Source organism: Burkholderia sp. KL41 (assembly GCF_057005415.2).
The window spans coordinates 3133788-3149658 of sequence record NZ_CM174446.1 but is presented as its reverse complement, the minus strand read 5'-3'; the positions used below and the strand labels follow the sequence as shown (position 1 = coordinate 3149658).

17 protein-coding genes are annotated in these 15871 nt (G+C 65.6%); 6 read left to right on the top strand and 11 right to left on the bottom strand.

From position 1 onward, the window contains the following. Nucleotides 1-27 precede the first annotated feature (27 nt). Entirely contained in the window at nt 28-1020 is a 993-nt protein-coding gene (locus PQB87_RS14845) for an ADP-ribosylglycohydrolase family protein (protein WP_489242287.1), read from the top strand. A 46-nt stretch (nt 1021-1066) separates the two neighbouring features. Here PQB87_RS14845 and PQB87_RS14840 read toward each other — a convergent pair whose 3' ends face one another. The 4 genes from PQB87_RS14840 to moaC all read right to left on the bottom strand — a co-directional run bounded on the left by PQB87_RS14840 (nt 1067) and on the right by moaC (nt 4568). After that, a complete protein-coding gene (locus PQB87_RS14840; protein ID WP_486422773.1) occupies nt 1067-2035 on the bottom strand; it encodes a hypothetical protein in 969 nt (322 codons plus the stop codon). Between the two features lie 94 nt (nt 2036-2129). Next, nucleotides 2130-2903 carry an endonuclease NucS domain-containing protein gene (locus PQB87_RS14835; RefSeq protein ID WP_489242285.1) on the bottom strand — a complete coding sequence of 258 codons (774 nt, stop codon included), beginning with the start codon at nt 2901-2903 and terminating at the stop codon, nt 2130-2132. Between the two features lie 63 nt (nt 2904-2966). Further along, the gene (locus PQB87_RS14830; protein ID WP_489242283.1) at nt 2967-3950 is read right to left on the bottom strand and encodes a tyrosine-type recombinase/integrase; all 984 of its coding nucleotides are present in this window, start codon (nt 3948-3950) and stop codon (nt 2967-2969) included. A 138-nt stretch (nt 3951-4088) separates the two neighbouring features. Beyond that, complete coding sequence (moaC, locus tag PQB87_RS14825; RefSeq protein ID WP_420210175.1) at nt 4089-4568, bottom strand: cyclic pyranopterin monophosphate synthase MoaC; 480 nt, start codon at nt 4566-4568, stop codon at nt 4089-4091. A 273-nt stretch (nt 4569-4841) separates the two neighbouring features. Here moaC and PQB87_RS14820 point away from each other — a divergent pair, with 273 nt between their 5' ends. After that, nucleotides 4842-6536: a M48 family metalloprotease gene (locus PQB87_RS14820; RefSeq protein WP_111938829.1), complete on the top strand. Its 1695-nt coding sequence runs from the start codon at nt 4842-4844 to the stop codon at nt 6534-6536. Nucleotides 6537-6575: 39 nt separating this feature from the next. Here the strand turns inward: PQB87_RS14820 and PQB87_RS14815 are convergent, their stop codons facing one another. The 6 genes from PQB87_RS14815 to PQB87_RS14790 form a co-directional block, all read right to left on the bottom strand. Then, a complete protein-coding gene (locus tag PQB87_RS14815) occupies nt 6576-7163 on the bottom strand; it encodes a DUF2946 family protein (RefSeq protein WP_153488770.1) in 588 nt (195 codons plus the stop codon). Continuing rightward, the gene (locus PQB87_RS14810) at nt 7156-8193 is read right to left on the bottom strand and encodes a hydrolase (RefSeq protein WP_059688808.1); all 1038 of its coding nucleotides are present in this window, start codon (nt 8191-8193) and stop codon (nt 7156-7158) included. The genes PQB87_RS14815 and PQB87_RS14810 overlap by 8 nt, the downstream gene beginning before the upstream one ends. Nucleotides 8194-8226: 33 nt before the next feature. After that, nucleotides 8227-8673, bottom strand: coding sequence for a nuclear transport factor 2 family protein (locus PQB87_RS14805; protein WP_006749968.1), 447 nt, complete (start codon nt 8671-8673; stop codon nt 8227-8229). Between the two features lie 115 nt (nt 8674-8788). Beyond that, on the bottom strand, nt 8789-9826 hold the full coding sequence (gene waaF / locus PQB87_RS14800) for a lipopolysaccharide heptosyltransferase II (protein WP_027785312.1): 1038 nt from the start codon (nt 9824-9826) through the stop codon (nt 8789-8791). Between the two features lie 146 nt (nt 9827-9972). After that, nucleotides 9973-10167 carry a zinc-finger domain-containing protein gene (locus tag PQB87_RS14795; protein ID WP_006749970.1) on the bottom strand — a complete coding sequence of 65 codons (195 nt, stop codon included), beginning with the start codon at nt 10165-10167 and terminating at the stop codon, nt 9973-9975. A gap of 50 nt (nt 10168-10217) precedes the next feature. Further along, nucleotides 10218-11141, bottom strand: coding sequence for a branched-chain amino acid transaminase (locus PQB87_RS14790; RefSeq protein ID WP_011353071.1), 924 nt, complete (start codon nt 11139-11141; stop codon nt 10218-10220). A gap of 205 nt (nt 11142-11346) precedes the next feature. On the opposite strand from PQB87_RS14790, the gene PQB87_RS14785 reads away from it, so the two are divergent. The 3 genes from PQB87_RS14785 to PQB87_RS14775 all read left to right on the top strand — a co-directional run bounded on the left by PQB87_RS14785 (nt 11347) and on the right by PQB87_RS14775 (nt 13899). Continuing rightward, nucleotides 11347-12102 (top strand): AzlC family ABC transporter permease, encoded by a 756-nt coding sequence (locus PQB87_RS14785; RefSeq protein ID WP_048025000.1) that lies wholly within the window; start codon nt 11347-11349, stop codon nt 12100-12102. Then, nucleotides 12099-12422: an AzlD domain-containing protein gene (locus tag PQB87_RS14780; RefSeq protein ID WP_021163740.1), complete on the top strand. Its 324-nt coding sequence runs from the start codon at nt 12099-12101 to the stop codon at nt 12420-12422. The genes PQB87_RS14785 and PQB87_RS14780 overlap by 4 nt, the downstream gene beginning before the upstream one ends. Before the next feature lie 280 nt (nt 12423-12702). Beyond that, nucleotides 12703-13899 (top strand): phosphoglycerate kinase, encoded by a 1197-nt coding sequence (locus tag PQB87_RS14775; RefSeq protein ID WP_060199198.1) that lies wholly within the window; start codon nt 12703-12705, stop codon nt 13897-13899. Between the two features lie 157 nt (nt 13900-14056). Here the strand turns inward: PQB87_RS14775 and PQB87_RS14770 are convergent, their stop codons facing one another. Then, on the bottom strand, nt 14057-14185 hold the full coding sequence (locus PQB87_RS14770; protein WP_021164118.1) for a hypothetical protein: 129 nt from the start codon (nt 14183-14185) through the stop codon (nt 14057-14059). Here PQB87_RS14770 and pyk point away from each other — a divergent pair. Continuing rightward, nucleotides 14184-15620 carry a pyruvate kinase gene (gene pyk, locus PQB87_RS14765; protein ID WP_021164117.1) on the top strand — a complete coding sequence of 479 codons (1437 nt, stop codon included), beginning with the start codon at nt 14184-14186 and terminating at the stop codon, nt 15618-15620. The genes PQB87_RS14770 and pyk overlap by 2 nt on opposite strands. Nucleotides 15621-15871 lie beyond the last annotated feature (251 nt).

Below are 15871 nucleotides of genomic sequence, written 5' to 3'. Positions count from 1 at the left end.
TATTGGACGCGGGTCCAGTAAAGTGACATGTCCAAGGGGGATCGGATGAACAGTGATCAAGGGTATCTCGGGCTGCGCGACTGCCCTGATGTAAGGATCGGCGGAGTTATCGGCTTGCTTGTCGGTGACGCACTGGGCGTCGGTTTCGAGTTCAAGCGACCAAGCCAAATTCCTGCGCGTGATCGGATTGAAATGACCATGCCCGTGAGCTTCAACCGAACATATGCCGATGTGCAGTCCGGCACGTGGTCGGACGATGGTGCGCAGACGCTATGCTTGCTTGCTAGCCTGCTTGAATGTGGGCGATTCGTCTTGACGGACTTCGCGGATAAGCTGCTTCGTTGGCGGGATGAGGGCTATATGGCCGTCGATGGCGATGTGTTCGACTGCGGAGTCCAGACCGCGCGCAGCCTAGATCGGCTGCATGACGGGGCGTCCCCCGTTGAATCGGGCGGCGTGTCCGTCATGGACAACGGCAATGGCAGTCTGATGCGAACATTGCCGCTCGCCCTGTGGCACAGAGGTTCTGATGACGACCTTGCTCGGGACGCCCACCTTCAATCGTTGCCGACGCACGCACATCCACGTTCGTTGGTTGCTTGCGCGTTCTACTGTCTTGTCGCGCGCGGATACCTGAAGCGGTTGGCTAATCCTTGGTCATCGGCAGACCAACGTCTTGAAGAGATTTACGACGGGTGGCCCGATCAAGCCGAAAGAAAGGCTTTTCAGGCCGAATTGGACGTGCTAAGGCGTTTCCCGAAAACTGATCTGCCCCGTGGCACCGGCTACGTGCTGGACACGATCTGGTCAGTCAGGAAGGCGCTCGAAGAGGAATCGTTCGAAGACGTTGCCCGAACCGCGATCCTGTTCGGGCACGACACCGATACGACGGCGGCGGTCGCGTGCGGACTGGCAGGAATCCGCTTCGGCGTTGATGGAATCCCGAATCGATGGCTAAGACTGCTTCGGGGCTTTGATCTCGTCGAACCGCTGCTTCGAGACTGTCTCGCGCACAGGTAACGAACGCGGTTCGAGAGTGGGACTCGCACGATATTGGATCGTAGAGTCAGGTTGTGCCCGACCGGTCTCTGCTCGGTAGATCAAGCCGCATTTGCTCGGTGGCCCATCGATTGTCCAGCAAAATCGCGATTCCATCGGGCAAAACACCGGACCCTTCAGCAAATCGGCGTTCCGACAAATATCTCGCGACAGAGGTGAACTGACGATTTTCGAGCATCGTCAATACCTTAGTTGGCAGGCCAACCGATATCCCGAGTTCCTCAATCACGCCAAATCGGAACTCATCGCCAGCTATTGACATCTGCTTTGGGTTGGAGTGGATCGCGCGTACTGTGTACGCGTAGTACCGCTCGAAGGCGAGATCGATATTGCCCTGAAAATCGGGCGCGTCGTCGTCGTAGTCATCGGGATCGTCTACCGAAAATTCAAGCTCAGGTGAGAAGAACGCTTGAACCGCAACTCGAACAAACGGGAAGTGACCATTGATCTTCCGAAGCTGTCTGGTTTGTAATTTTGCGGCGGTGGCTGCATCAGGGCTATGGCGATTTGTCCGGCCTTTTGCTTCCACTACGGCCCACTCCATTCTTCGATTGAGACCGATCAAGTCCGGTGCCGACCGGCCAATGAGCGTTGCCGTGCCGCCTAAAGACTGCAACATCGACAAGTGAAAGAGCCATGGTACATCCAGCACATCAGCGGCGACAATTTTTGCCGCCATCATCCCGAGAAAGTAAGAGACAAACCCCTTCTCGGTAGGATCTAACGATTCGTAATAGCTGGATTTGTAGTAGCGGCCAGTGCCTTCACGAAGGTTCGCGTACACCATGTGGCTCCGCACGATAATGTCGCTGACGGAGTGCCAACCGTGATTGGTGAGGAATGGAAAGCCCGGTTTGCCCACTGTTATCGCGGCCCAAACCAAGGTGGGCCATGGTGCCGAAAGTGGGTGGCTACCATTGAAACTTCTACCCCAAGCCGGGCCGAAGGCAGATCGCTTGCAGGGAATGGTTGTCATTGATATGTCTGGACTTCGCGTCGTTCGGCTTATTGTGGCGCAAGGGGGGGCTGGCGATAAACATTCATCTCGCAGCAGCCCGCCGATCCGCCAGTCATTCAGTCGCTTCAGGTATCTTGAACAGGTCGAACCGCACTTTATACTCGTACAAGGACACATTCGGGACCGCTGCTACTGAGTACCGCAGCGTTTCGTTGATTCCCCGCGCGACGATCACTCCATGCACTTCGCGGTCCCGCGCGATGGTTTTCTTCAGCCAGCCCATGTATCGCGCAAGCTGCCCGATTGCATGATCTGGCGCTCGTCCCCGTTTCAATTCGAAGACGACAAATCCACCGTCAGCGTCAGTTGCAAGCACGTCGATGCGTCCAACGGGCGTCTGGAATTCGATGCCTTTGGAACCGCTGGTCGGATCGACGTAGAGCGTCAGCCGTTTGCCGTTGATTGGTACGGATTGGATGTTATACGCGATGAAGTCCTGTAGTTGGGCTTCCAATTCGAACGCTGTTTCGCGGATGTCTTCGTCGTTGTCGAGGGCATCACCGGTACCAAGCATCTCTTGAACACGTCCATCATCGACGAAGCCCGGTGGGAACATGAGGACTTGGGTGTCACTTTCCTCTACCTTCCAGCCAATGCGTCGAAGTTCGTCCCTGACTCGATGCGAATTGACCTGCTTGATGTTTAAACCGGCCGGCATCTCGTCTGGGTGATTGAGACACCACTCTCTCATGGGAAACAGTTCGACACCGCCACCCGGTTTGGCTTGGACTACGAGGAATTGTCGTGACATGTTTGTGCGTTGTTCTTGTGATGCGGGTTTCTCAAGAGTAAGCGACCGACGGTGCGGCTTGTCGTTGTCAGCCATGCCAGAGCGTTGATCGTACCTTGTTCCGGACGAGAAAGTGGCCATCGGGCGGTGCCTTGTCCTTCACCCTAGTTTTCGGGCCAATTCGGTCGCTGACGGGTGGTAATACCGCTTCAGCATGGTCAAGCTGCGATGTCCGGAGACTGCCGCCAGCTCGATGACATTCGGCAGTTTCTGGGCCATTCGCGTGATGGCCGTATGCCGTAGGTCGTGCCAGTGGAAGTCGGTGATCCTTGCTCGTATGCAAGCTTTCCGTAACGCTGCATGCAATGTGAGTCCCTTGACCGGAATGACCCGGCCATCGATGGATCGCGGTAATGCTGCCAACGTGGCGATAGCCTTCTTAGACAGAGGGACGGTTCGTGCTGTCCCGTTCTTGGTCATTGGCAAATGCGCCGTCTGGGCTTCGAGATTGACGTTCGACCACTGAAGTTCGACCAGTTCGCCGCGTCGCATGCCCGTCTCCAAGCTCAGGATTGTTGCCGGAAGCAGCCATACGTTAATGCGGCCGACCGGAACCAGTTCGGCAAGAAGCCGTGTTTCTTCTTCTGGAGACAGTACCCGGTCCCTGCCTTGCGGGGTGGTTGGCTTGCGAATCAACGCAACGGGATTCGTGATGTTGATGTCCCATTCGCGACGAGCGTGGTTGATGATGGCCGAAAGCAAGGCCAGTTCGCGAATTACCGTGGCTGGCTTCACTTTTTTCAGTCGTTCGTCCCGGTAGGCTGCGATAGCCTTGGGCGTCAGTGCAGCCATACTTAGCTTTGCCAGCGTGTTACGGCAAGTAGCACGAAGCCGAATGATTGCGTCCGGGCCACTACGTTGCGTCGGACATACGTCGGTGATGTAGAGGTTGATGATGTCTTCGAGCGTGTTCGCTTCGGCCTCACTGCGACTGACGAAGCTTCCGCGATCCATCTCCGTTTCGATGGATCGCGCCCATCGCTCCGCATCGGTGCGCGTGTTGAACGTTTTTGCTTCGTCGGCGAATCCTCGACGCCGAACACGTACCTGCCATTTCCCGTCTCGTTGGCGAATTGAAGCCATTCCAGTCTCCCGTGGGACAGGAGTGGGACAAGATCGATTTTTCGTATGCCAGCAGTCAGATTCGAGGCGATTTCGTCAGACGAAGGTGATACCGGACGGCAGCTATGGAATCGAGGAAAGGACTTACGAAACAAAGCCTTACTCTTCCGCCTTCCAGTCCCCCGACTTCCCGCCGCGTTTCTCGCGCACGCTCACGTCGGTGATCACCATCCCGCGATCGACGGCCTTGCACATGTCGTAGACGGTCAGCAGCCCGACCTGCACGGCGGTCAGCGCTTCCATCTCGACGCCGGTCCGGCCGAACGTCTCGACCTGCGCGACGCAGTGGACGCCCGGCAGCGCGTCGTCGAGCTCGAAATCGACGGCCACGCGCGTCAGCGCGAGCGGGTGGCACAGCGGGATGAGGTCGGCCGTGCGCTTGGCGCCCTGGATGGCGGCGATGCGCGCGACGCCGAGCACGTCGCCCTTCTTGGCCTTGCCGTCGCGGATCAGCGCGAACGTGGCCGGCAGCATCCGGATCGTGCCGCGCGCGATCGCGATGCGTTGGGTTTCCTGCTTGCCGCCGACGTCGACCATGTGCGCATGGCCGGCGGCGTCGAAATGGGTGAGTCCTGACATGTCATGCTCCAGTGGAACGGCGTGCTTGCACGAGCACGTCCGTCGATCCTGCTTCGCGATCGGGCAGCGCGCGGCATCCGAAACCGGCTCCCCGACCCGATGCAACGCTTCAACGGGCGCTTATCATAGCAGCGGCGTTCGCGTCGCCGGAGCGCAGATGGCGCCGGCGCGGCACGGGACAGTCATCGCGGCGCCGGTACAATGGCCCGAATATTCAGACCAAACGCCGCGATGCGCGCCCGGCGCGCGGGACGGCGTCGTTTTCATCCTGCCATGCGTGTCAAACAGTTGCTTGCCGTGTCGTTGTCGGTGGCGCTCGCATTGCCGCCGAGCGGCCATGCGCAGCGTGCGTCCGCACCGCCGCTCGAAGCGGCGGCCGACGGCGCCCGCTCGATTTCCACCGTGCCGTCCGGCATCGCGGCCGGCGTATTCGGTACGTACGGCGGCGCGGAGAGCCGGTTCTCCGACGCGGGAGGCGCATCGGCACCGGCCGCGAGCCTGCGCGCGCCGCTGCGCGCGCTCGAGCTGCCCGACCTGGGCGACGGCTCCGGCGGTTCGCTGACGCCGCAGGCCGAGCGCCGGCTCGGCGAGCGGGTGATGCGCGAAGTGCGGCGCGATCCCGACTACCTCGACGACTGGCTCGTGCGCGACTACCTGAATGCGATGGCGGCGCGGCTCGCGGCTGCGGCGGCCGCGCGCTTCATCGGCGGCTACACGCCGGACTTCGACCTGTTCCCGGTGCGCGATCCGCAGATCAACGCGTTCTCGATGCCGGGCGGCTTCATCGGGATCAACAGCGGGCTCGTCGTCACGACGCAGACGGAGTCGGAACTCGCGTCGGTGGTCGGCCACGAGATGGGCCACGTGCTGCAGCGGCACATCGCGCGGATGATCGGCGCGAACGAGAAGACCGGCTATACGGCGCTCGCGACGATGCTGCTCGGCGTGCTGGCCGGCGTGCTCGCGAGAAGCGGCGACCTCGGCAGCGCAATCGCGGTGGGCGGGCAGGCATACGCGGTGGACAACCAGCTGCGCTTCTCGCGTTCGGCGGAGCGGGAGGCCGATCGCGTCGGCTTCCAGTTGCTCGCGGGCGCGGGCTACGACCCGTACGGGATGCCGGGTTTCTTCGAGCGGCTCGATCGCGCGTCGATGGGCGATGCGGGCGTGCCCGCGTATGCGCGCACGCACCCGCTGACCGGCGAGCGGATTGCCGACATGGAGGATCGCGCGCGCCGCGCGCCGTACCGGCAGCCGCGCCAGTCGCCCGAATACGGGTTCGTGCGCGCGCGGCTGCGGGTCCTGCAGAACCGCGTGCCGACCGACATCGCGGCCGAAGTGCGCCGGATGCAGTCCGAGATCGACGATCGCACGGCGCCGAACGTCGCGGCGAACTGGTACGGCATTGCGCTCGCGAACGCGCAGCTCGGCGAGTACGACGCGGCCGGCAAGGCGCTCGCGTCGGCACGCACTGAGTTCGACGCGCGCGAGCGGCGCGAGGACGATCCGGCGACGAGTTCGCCGAGCCTCGACGTGCTGGCCGCCGACATCGCGCGCCGTGCGGGGCGCACCGACGAAGCGGTGCGGCTCGCGGCGCTCGCGCAGCGGCGCTGGCCGGCGTCGCACGCGGCGATCGTCGGGCATCTTCAGGCACTGATCGCGGCGCGCCGTTTCGCCGACGCGCAGGCGCAGGCGCGCGCGCAGGCGAAGGCCGACCCCGAGCAGCCGGACTGGTGGGACTATCTCGCGAAGGCGAGCGACGGCAAGGGCGACGTGCTGGCGCGGCGCCGCGCGCTCGCGGAGAAGCTTGCGCTCGACGGCGCGTGGCCGTCGGCGATTCGTCAGTTGAAGGAAGCGCGCGACGCGAAGGACGTCTCGTTCTACGAGCAGTCGATGATCGGCGCGCGGCTGCTGGAATTCGAGGCGCGCTACAAGGAAGAGCGCGACGACGAGAAGAACGGCCGCGGGTAGCGTCCGGCGCGCGCCGGGCGCGGGCGAAGCCGCTGCGGGTCAGGCGTCGCCGCCGGCCGCGGCGCGGGCCTGTCGTGCCGGGCTGGCGACGTAGCCGAACCGTGCAGGCACGTCCGCGCAGACGATGCTGCCGAGCGGCAGCGTGCGGCCGTCGCGCCAGCGCAGTACCGGCGGTGCGGCGTCGAAATCCGCGTGATCGGCGAACAGCCCGAGATCGTGATCGTGCAGCGCCGCGAGGCGCGGCGCCGTGCCGGCCGAGCGAAACAGCACGCCGCCCGCGTCGTCGAGCCATGCTTCGTCCGGTTCGAACGGCGTACCGGTCTGGTCGGTAAGCGCGAGTTGCCCGTCGCGTTCGGCCAGGCGGACGACCCACGGCGTATAGGCAAGCTCGACGTACACGCGCTGCGGTCCGTTCTGGAAAAACCACTGGCCCTGCGCGTCGCATTCGTAGTTGCGGCCGATGAACGCGTTCAGCGCCGCATGCCGGATCGGCGAGCCGAGCTCGCCGGCCGCCTGGGCCGCGTCGTCGCGCAGCCGCCATTCGCCGCGCCGGTCGAGCAGCAGCCAGCCGGTACAGTGCGGCACGTTCGGCCATTTGGCGAGGGCCTGCCTGACGATGTCATCCATGGTCGACGAATTTGGAGCAATAGCCGAACACCCGCGCCGACAGCCAGTCGAGACGGCCGGGGAACGGCCCGGTCATGAATCCCGCGTGTCCGCCGTCCGCGGGCTGGTCGAGCTCGACGGCCGGCGATACGTCGGCCGGGCCGGGCAGCGCGGATTCGGGCAGGAACGGGTCGTTGCGGGCGTTGAGGATCAGCGTCGGCACGTCGATCGCGGGCAGCAGCGGCCGGGTCGTCGCCTTCGTCCAGTAGTCGTCCGCGTTCGCGAAACCGTGCAGCGGGGCGGTCACGACCTCGTCGAAGTCGCGCATCGTCACGGCCTGCAGCATCGCTTCACGGTCGAACAACCCCGGATACTGGTCGAGCTTCGCGAGTGCCTTGCGCTTGAGCGTCTTCAGGAAGCTGCGCGTGTAGACCATCGCGAAGCCCTGCGATAGCGCGCGCCCGCCCGCGTGCACGTCGATCGGCGTCGAGATCGCGGCGGCGGCCCGCAGGATCGACGTGTCGCTGCGATGCTCGCCGAGCCAGCGCAGCAGCACGTTGCCGCCGAGCGACACGCCGGCCGCAACCAGCGGCCCGCGATGCTGCGTGGCGAGCCGGCGCAGGATCCAGTCGACTTCGGCGCTGTCGGCGAGATGGTAGAAGCGCGGCTGGCGGTTGATCTCGCCGCTGCAACTGCGAAAGTGCGGGACGACCGCGTGCCAGCCCTTCGCGCGCGCGGCGGCCATCATCGCGAGCGCGTAGTGCGAGCCCGAGCTGCCTTCGAGGCCGTGGAACAGCACGAACAGCGGCGCATCGGGCGGCGGCGCCGCGCTGTCGAGATGCGCGACCCAGTCGAGATCGATGAAATCGTGGTCGGGGGTTTCCCATCGCTCTCGTCGGTAAGCGACGGCCGGGCGCCGTGCGAACAGCGCGGGCACGATGGTCTGGGCATGGCTGTTCGGCAGCCAGCGCGGTGCGCGATAGCGCGATGAATCGTCGTTGGGGGCCGGGGCCCCGGTCAGCGGCGAGGTGGGCGGAGAAGCCGTACTCATGATCGCCCCGCTAATGCGTTGCTTCGTTCTTCGTCAGTGCAGCGGACCCTGCCCGTGACGGATTTTCGCGGCGAATTGTCCGGCCGCCTGTTCGGGAATCGGGCTCGCGTGAATATGCGCGATGCGCCACTCGCCGCGCTCGTGAATCATCACGTACGTGGCGAAAACCATGTCGGGTTCGGCCGTCAGGTCGGCCTGCTGATGCGCTTCGGCGATCGTATAGACGACCGTGCCGAGGCTGTCGTACACGCGGATGTCGAGCGGCTCGATCGTCACGGGGCGCGTGGCGAGCCGGTTGGCGAGCCCGCTGCGGATCTGGTCGAGGCCGTGCAGATGCTCGCCGTCCGCCCATACGCAGCTGGCGAAATCCTCGTCGATCCACAATCCCAGCAGCGCGTCGAGATTGGCATCGGCGACGGCCTGGTAATAGGCGTTCAGCGTATCGGCGGCGGCTTCGAAGAGGCGGGCAAAACGTGGCATCGGGGTTATCTCTCGCGCGCGTCGCGCGCCGTATTCAGCACGGCGGCCCGGATGGAGCCGCCGTACACCGGTGAATCGGATTGCCCGGCGCGTCGTGCGACGCTGCCGGCCAGGGTCAGCGTTGCCCGACGAGCATGCCGCGCAAATCGCCGAATACCTGCTCGGGACCGAGTTCGCGCAGGCACTTCAGGTGGCCGAGCGGGCACTCGCGTTCGAAGCAGGGACTGCATTCGAGATGAAGCCATTGTACCTTCGCCAGGTCCGACAGCGGAGGGGTGTGGCGCGGATCCGTCGAGCCGTACAGCGCGACGAGCGGCCGGCGCAGCGCGGCGGCGACGTGCATCAGCCCCGAATCGTTGGTGACCACCGCGTTCGCGCGCGCGATCAGCGCGCATGCCTCCGACAGCGACGTCTGCCCGCACAGGTTGCGCACGTTCGGCGCGTGGTCGGCGATCGCCTGCGCGGCCGCGGCGTCCTTCTGCGAGCCGAGCGCGACGATCTGCGTGTACGGGAACGACTGGTGGACGATGGTGGCGAGCGACGCGAAGTGCTCGGGCGGCCAGCGCTTGGCCGGGCCGTATTCCGCGCCGGGGCAGAACACGACGAGCGGCTTGCGGGTGTCGAGGTTGAAGCGCGCGGACACGCGCGCCGTCTCGTTCAGGTCCGCGTCGAGGCGCGGCGCGGGCAGCGTCTTCATCGACTCGGGCAGCTTCGCACCCGGCGCGTACGCAAGCGCCGCGTAGTGGGTCGTCATCGGCGGCCGCTCGCCCGACTTGGTCGGGTTCGCGTGCCGCACGTTCAGCAGCCCGTAGCGGTGCTCGCCCGTGTAGCCGATCCGCAGCGGGATGTTCGCGAGCCACGGGATCACCGCGGACTTCAGCGAATTCGGCAGCACGTACGCCGCGTCGTAGCCGACGTCGCGCAGGTCGCTCGCGAGCTGCCAGCGGCGCAGCAGCTGCAGCTTGCCGTGCGCGAGATCGGTCGCGTAGACATCGTGGATCTCGGGCATCCGCTCGAGCACGGGCGCGACCCACGAGGGCGCGACGGCATCGATCGCGATGCGGGGATGGAGTTTCTTCAGCAGCGCAAAAAGCGGCTGCGCCATCAATGCGTCACCGATCCAGTTCGGTGCGATAACCAGCGCTCGACGCATCAGGTCGACTTCCGATGTCTTGATGAAGCGCGGCGCCCAGGCGCCGCGTTCGGGTTGCCAGAATGGAGAACGGCGGCGCGCCGGAAGCCCGGCTGCGCCGCGTTGGGTCGGCGGGCCTGCAAGCCTGCAGGCCCGGCCGCCGGGGCTCAGTGGCCCTTGACGACCTCGCCGTCGCGCAGCTTGTAGCGCGTGCCGCAGTACGGGCAGCGTGCTTCGCCGTGCGAGACGTCGATGAAGACGCGCGGGTGCGCGCTCCAGCGCGCCATGGCCGGGTTCGGGCAGTACGCGGGAAGATCCTTGGCCGTCAGCTCGACCAGCGGCATTTCCTTGATTTCACTCATGAGACTTTCTCTTATCACTCTTTTGTGGGGCGGTCGGTGGCGCGGCGCGCTCAGACCTTCGTCAGCCAGTGCGCGTACTTCGCGTTCTTGCCCGACACGATATCGAAAAACGCCGACTGGAGCTTTTCCGTGACGGGGCCGCGCGCGCCGCTGCCGATCGTGCGGTTGTCGAGCTCGCGGATCGGCGTGACTTCAGCGGCCGTGCCGGTGAAGAACGCCTCGTCGGCCGTGTAGACCTCGTCGCGCGTGATGCGCTTCTCGATCACCTCGATGCCGGCGTCCTTCGCGAGCGTGATGACCGTGTCGCGCGTGATGCCGTCGAGGCACGACGACAGGTCGGGCGTGTACAGCTTGCCGTTGTTCACGAGGAAGAAGTTTTCGCCGGAGCCTTCCGACACGTAGCCGTCGACGTCGAGCAGCAGCGCCTCGTCGTAGCCGTCGGCCGTTGCTTCCTGGTTCGCCAGGATCGAGTTCACGTACCAGCCCGACGCCTTCGCGCGGACCATCGACACGTTCACGTGGTGGCGCGTGAACGACGACGTCTTCACGCGGATGCCCTTCGCGAGGCCTTCCTCGCCGAGGTACGCGCCCCACGGCCATGCGGCGATCGCGACGTGGATCGTGTTGCCCTTCGCGGCCACGCCGAGCTTTTCCGAGCCGACCCAGATGATCGGGCGCAGGTAGCACGACTCGAGCTTGTTCTCGCGCACGACTTCCAGCTGCGCGGCTTCGAGCGTTTCCCGGTCGAACGGCACGTCCATCTGGAAGATCTTCGCCGAATTCAGCAGACGTTTCGTGTGCTCGTACAGGCGGAAGATCGCGGTGCTGCCGTCAGCCGACTTGTATGCGCGCACGCCCTCGAAGACACCCATGCCGTAGTGCAGCGTGTGGGTCAGGACGTGGATCTTGGCGTCGCGCCAGTCGATCAGCTTGCCGTCCATCCAGATCTTGCCGTCGCGGTCGGCCATTGACATAGGATTCTCCTGGGAAGCAGTTGTACAGCGGGTTGTATGCAGCGTTGAGCCGGAAAGACGCTTATTTTAGCGTCATTTGCCGGCGATCCGGTCGGTCGGCACGGGGCCGGCGCTATAATCGCCCGGTACCGATTCCAATAACGACGGGTCGTACCGGCAGGAGGCGCCGGCGGCCCGACGAACCGCCCGCCGCGGCCCGCTTCCCATGCTCGCTCGATTGTCCGCCACCGACCGCTTCGCGCTGATCCAGGGCGCGCGCGACTATTCCCCGACGCTGATGGCGATTCTCTCGTGGGGGCTCGTCACCGGCATCGCGATGAGCAAATCGGTCATGACACTCGCGCAGGCGAGCGCGATGTCGCTGCTGGTCTACGCGGGCTCGTCGCAGCTCGCGGTGCTGCCGCTCCTCGCGGCGAAGCTGCCGATCTGGACCATCCTGCTCACGGCCGCGATGGTCAACACGCGCTTCGTGATCTTCAGCGCCGGGCTTGCGCCCCATTTCTCCTACCTGCCGCTGTGGCGGCGCCTGGCGATCGGCTATTTCAATGGCGACGTGATCTACCTGCTGTTCCAGAAACAGGGCTTCGCCTACGGTCACGTGCCCGGCAAGGAAGCGTATTTCTGGGGGATGGCGCTCGCGAGCTGGCTGTCCTGGCAGGTGTCGTCGCTCGCCGGCATCCTGCTCGCGAGCTTCTTCCCCGCGAGCTGGGGGCTGGAGCTGGCCGGCACGCTCGCGCTGATCCCTATCATGGTGTCGGCGGTCGCAAACCGCTCGACGCTCGCGGCCGTCGCGGTCGCGGGCATCGTGGCGCTGGTCGCGTTCGACCTGCCGTACCGGCTCGCGCTGCCGCTCGCGGTGCTCGCCGCGCTCGCGGCCGGCTGCACGGCCGACTTCTTCGTCGAACGGGCCGACTGGCGGCGCATCCGCACCGAAACCGTGCACGAGAAGGAGATCGAATGAGCGCGACGGAGATCTGGATCGTCATCATCGGGATGACGATCGTCACGGCGGTCACGCGCGCGCTGTTCCTGATCGGCGGCGAGCGCACCGTGCTGCCCGAACGCGCGCAGCGCGCGCTGCGCTACGCGCCGGCCGCCGCGCTCGTCGCCGTCGTGCTGCCCGACGTGCTCGAAACGCCGGCCGGGCTGTCGTTCGCGCTGTCCAACCATCCGTTCTACGCGGCGCTTGCCGGCCTCGGCTGGTTTTTGTGGCGCCGCAGCATGCTCGGCACGATCGTCGTCGGGATGCTCGTGTTCACCGCGCTGCGCGTGATCTTCTGATGAGCCGCCGTCCAGGCCCGCCGGGCACCGGCCGCTCGCGCAGGTGCATTGCTGCATTGCGGCAATGTGTCCGTTCCCGCGCGCGATCCCAAATAGGCGGAATTCGCCGCCGCACGGGTCAGTCTGCCAGGTGGATCGGCTAGAATGCCCGTTCGAGATTTTTTACCCGTGCGCGTCATGCGAACCGCCAGCCACGGCCGCATCCGGCGCCCTTTCGCGGCAGCCCGCGCACGTCCAGCGTGAACCCCCTTTCCCCATCCACTACTTCAATCTGTTCAACATGAGCCAAGTCAAGCGTCTTACCGACCTGATCGCCGCCGGCCAGCTCGCCGGCAAGCGGGTATTCATCCGCGCCGACCTGAACGTCCCGCAGGACGACCAGGGCAACATCACCGAGGACACGCGCGTGCGCGCGTCCGTGCCGGCCATCCAGGCCGCGCTCGACGCCGGTGCGGCCGTGATGGTCACGTCGCACCTGGGCCGCCCGACCGAAGGCGAATTCAAGCCGGAAGATTCGCTCGCGCCGGTCGCGAAGCGCCTCGCCGAGCTGCTCGGCCGCGACGTGCCGCTCGTCTCGAACTGGGTCGAGAACGGCGTGAACGTCGCGCCGGGCCAGGTCGTGCTGCTCGAGAACTGCCGCGTGAACAAGGGCGAGAAGAAGAATTCGGACGAGCTCGCGCAGAAGATGGCGAAGCTCTGCGACGTGTACGTGAACGACGCGTTCGGCACCGCGCACCGCGCGGAAGCGACCACGCACGGGATCGCGAAGTACGCGCCGGTCGCGTGCGCGGGCCCGCTGCTGGCCGCCGAACTCGACGCGCTCGGCAAGGCGCTCGGCAACCCGGCCCGTCCGCTGGTGGCGATCGTCGCCGGCTCGAAGGTGTCGACCAAGCTCACCATCCTGAAGTCGCTGGCCGGCAAGGTCGACCAGCTGATCGTCGGCGGCGGCATCGCGAACACGTTCATGCTCGCGGCCGGCCTGTCGATCGGCAAGTCGCTCGCGGAAGCCGACCTCGTCAACGAGGCGAAGGCGATCATCGACGAAGCGCGCGAGCGCGGCGCGTCGGTGCCGATCCCGACCGACGTCGTGACGGCCAAGGAATTCTCGCCGACGGCCGTGGCCACGGTGAAGCAGGTCGCCGACATCGAAGCGGACGACATGATCCTCGACATCGGCCCCGATACGGCGAAGGCGCTCGCGAGCCAGCTCGAGAAGGCCGGCACGATCGTGTGGAACGGCCCGGTCGGCGTGTTCGAGTTCGACCAGTTCGGCAACGGCACCAGGACGCTCGCGGAAGCGATCGCCAAATCGTCCGCGTTCTCGATCGCGGGCGGCGGCGATACGCTCGCGGCCATCGCGAAGTACGGCATCCACGACCAGGTCAGCTACATCTCGACGGGCGGCGGCGCCTTCCTCGAGTTCCTCGAGGGGAAGAAGCTGCCGGCGGTGGAAGTGCTCGAAACGCGGGCGGCCTGAGCGTGGCGGCGCGCGCAGGGGTGACGAAGGCCGCGCGCTCCGCGAAAGCGGAGCAGCCGGCCGGCGCGGGCAAGCGCAAACGCGCGCCCGCGCGGGCGAACACCGCCCCGCGCGCACCGGCGGCCGCTGGCGACGCGGCCGAGCAGCACCACGAGATTCAGAACAAAGCGATGCCGGGCGCAAGCACCGGCACGCCCCCCGGAACGGCCGCCGCTGGGCCTGCCGCTTCCGGCTCTCGCAGCGTTTCACCCAGCGCATCCACCTTGATCCAGATGAGGAGTTTCATGCAGCGCGCCACCAAGATAGTCGCCACGATCGGCCCGGCTTCCAGTTCGCCGGAGATTCTGCTGCAGATGATGCAGGCGGGCCTCGACGTCGTGCGGCTCAATTTTTCGCACGGCACGGCCGACGATCACCGCCAGCGCGCCGAGATGGTGCGCGAGGCCGCCCGCAAGGTCGGCCGCGAGATCGCGATCATGGCCGACCTCCAGGGCCCGAAGATCCGCGTCGGCAAGTTCGAGAACGGCAAGACGACGCTGACGCCGGGGCAGCCCTTCATCCTCGATGCCGGTTGCGAGCTCGGCAACGACGAGCGCGTCGGGCTCGACTACAAGGAACTGCCGCGCGACCTGAAGCCGGGCGACCTGCTGCTGCTGAACGACGGCCTGATCGTGCTGACCGTCGAGCGCGTGCTCGGCGACGAGATCCACACGATCGTCAAGGTGGGCGGCGAGTTGTCGAACAACAAGGGCATCAACCGCCAGGGCGGCGGCCTGTCGGCCCCCGCGCTGACCGCGAAGGACATGGAAGACATCCGCACCGCGATGTCGCTTGGCGCGGACCTGGTTGCGGTGTCGTTCCCGAAGAACGCGACCGACATGGAAATGGCGCGCCAGCTCGCGAACATCGCGGGCGCGCCCTACGGCATCAAGCCGAAGATGATCGCGAAGATCGAGCGCGCGGAAGCGATTCCGGCGCTGCAGAGCATTCTCGACGCGTCCGACGGCATCATGGTCGCGCGCGGCGACCTCGCGGTGGAAGTGGGCAACGCGGCCGTGCCGGCGCTGCAGAAGCGCATGATCCGGATGGCGCGCGAGTCGAACAAGCTCGTGATCACCGCGACGCAGATGATGGAGTCGATGATCCACGCGCCCGTGCCGACCCGCGCGGAAGTGTCGGACGTCGCGAACGCGGTGCTCGACGGCACCGACGCGGTGATGCTGTCGGCCGAGACGGCTGCCGGCAAGTACCCGGTCGTCACGATCGAGACGATGGCGGCCGTGTGCGTCGAGGCGGAGAAGTCCGAAGAGGTCGAGCTCGACAAGGATTTCCTCGACCGTACGTTCACGCGGATCGACCAGTCGATCGCGATGGGCGCGCTGTTCACCGCGTACCACCTCGGCGCGAAGGCGATCATCGCGCTGACCGAATCGGGCGCGACCGCGCTGTGGATGTCGCGTCACTACACGCACGTGCCGATCTTCGCGCTGACGCCGCGCGTCGGCAGCGAGCGCACGATGGCGCTGTACCGCAACGTGACGCCGCTGCACGTCGACTTCAACAGCGACCGCGACTCGGCGCTGCAGGCGGCGCTCGAGATCGTCGTCAAGCAAGGTTACGTGCAGCACGGCGACATGGTCGTGCTGACCGTCGGCGAGCCGATGGGGCAGGCAGGCGGCACCAACACGCTGAAGATCGTGCGGGTCGGCGAGCACTATTGAGCACCGACTGAGCATCGCGGCGGCCAGTGCGCCGGCCGCCCGGATCGGCTGAAAAATCGATCCGGCACCGTTTTATACGCGAAAGCCGCGTGGGGTCCGAAGCCCCACGCGGCTTTTTTTCTCTTTTTTGCCCGCATTGTGCCGTGCGAACGTAACAAATTGCGAGCCGGCGCCACCGGGCGGTCGGAATCGGAGGCGCTTCGCGATAAAATGCGGCTATTCGACGCTCAGCCGCGCCGCGCCACCCCGGT

Excerpts from the sequence above, each read along its gene's own strand:
- PQB87_RS14845 (WP_489242287.1), top strand. The coding sequence starts at position 28 with ATGTCCAAGGGGGATCGGATGAACAGTGATCAAGGGTATCTCGGGCTG.
- PQB87_RS14840 (WP_486422773.1), bottom strand. The coding sequence starts at position 2,035 with ATGACAACCATTCCCTGCAAGCGATCTGCCTTCGGCCCGGCTTGGGGT.
- PQB87_RS14835 (WP_489242285.1), bottom strand. The coding sequence starts at position 2,903 with ATGGCTGACAACGACAAGCCGCACCGTCGGTCGCTTACTCTTGAGAAA.
- PQB87_RS14830 (WP_489242283.1), bottom strand. The coding sequence starts at position 3,950 with ATGGCTTCAATTCGCCAACGAGACGGGAAATGGCAGGTACGTGTTCGG.
- moaC (WP_420210175.1), bottom strand. The coding sequence starts at position 4,568 with ATGTCAGGACTCACCCATTTCGACGCCGCCGGCCATGCGCACATGGTC.
- PQB87_RS14820 (WP_111938829.1), top strand. The coding sequence starts at position 4,842 with ATGCGTGTCAAACAGTTGCTTGCCGTGTCGTTGTCGGTGGCGCTCGCA.
- PQB87_RS14815 (WP_153488770.1), bottom strand. The coding sequence starts at position 7,163 with ATGGATGACATCGTCAGGCAGGCCCTCGCCAAATGGCCGAACGTGCCG.
- PQB87_RS14810 (WP_059688808.1), bottom strand. The coding sequence starts at position 8,193 with ATGAGTACGGCTTCTCCGCCCACCTCGCCGCTGACCGGGGCCCCGGCC.
- PQB87_RS14805 (WP_006749968.1), bottom strand. The coding sequence starts at position 8,673 with ATGCCACGTTTTGCCCGCCTCTTCGAAGCCGCCGCCGATACGCTGAAC.
- waaF (WP_027785312.1), bottom strand. The coding sequence starts at position 9,826 with ATGCGTCGAGCGCTGGTTATCGCACCGAACTGGATCGGTGACGCATTG.
- PQB87_RS14795 (WP_006749970.1), bottom strand. The coding sequence starts at position 10,167 with ATGAGTGAAATCAAGGAAATGCCGCTGGTCGAGCTGACGGCCAAGGAT.
- PQB87_RS14790 (WP_011353071.1), bottom strand. The coding sequence starts at position 11,141 with ATGTCAATGGCCGACCGCGACGGCAAGATCTGGATGGACGGCAAGCTG.
- PQB87_RS14785 (WP_048025000.1), top strand. The coding sequence starts at position 11,347 with ATGCTCGCTCGATTGTCCGCCACCGACCGCTTCGCGCTGATCCAGGGC.
- PQB87_RS14780 (WP_021163740.1), top strand. The coding sequence starts at position 12,099 with ATGAGCGCGACGGAGATCTGGATCGTCATCATCGGGATGACGATCGTC.
- PQB87_RS14775 (WP_060199198.1), top strand. The coding sequence starts at position 12,703 with ATGAGCCAAGTCAAGCGTCTTACCGACCTGATCGCCGCCGGCCAGCTC.
- pyk (WP_021164117.1), top strand. The coding sequence starts at position 14,184 with ATGCAGCGCGCCACCAAGATAGTCGCCACGATCGGCCCGGCTTCCAGT.
- PQB87_RS14770 (WP_021164118.1), bottom strand. The coding sequence starts at position 14,185 with ATGAAACTCCTCATCTGGATCAAGGTGGATGCGCTGGGTGAAACGCTG.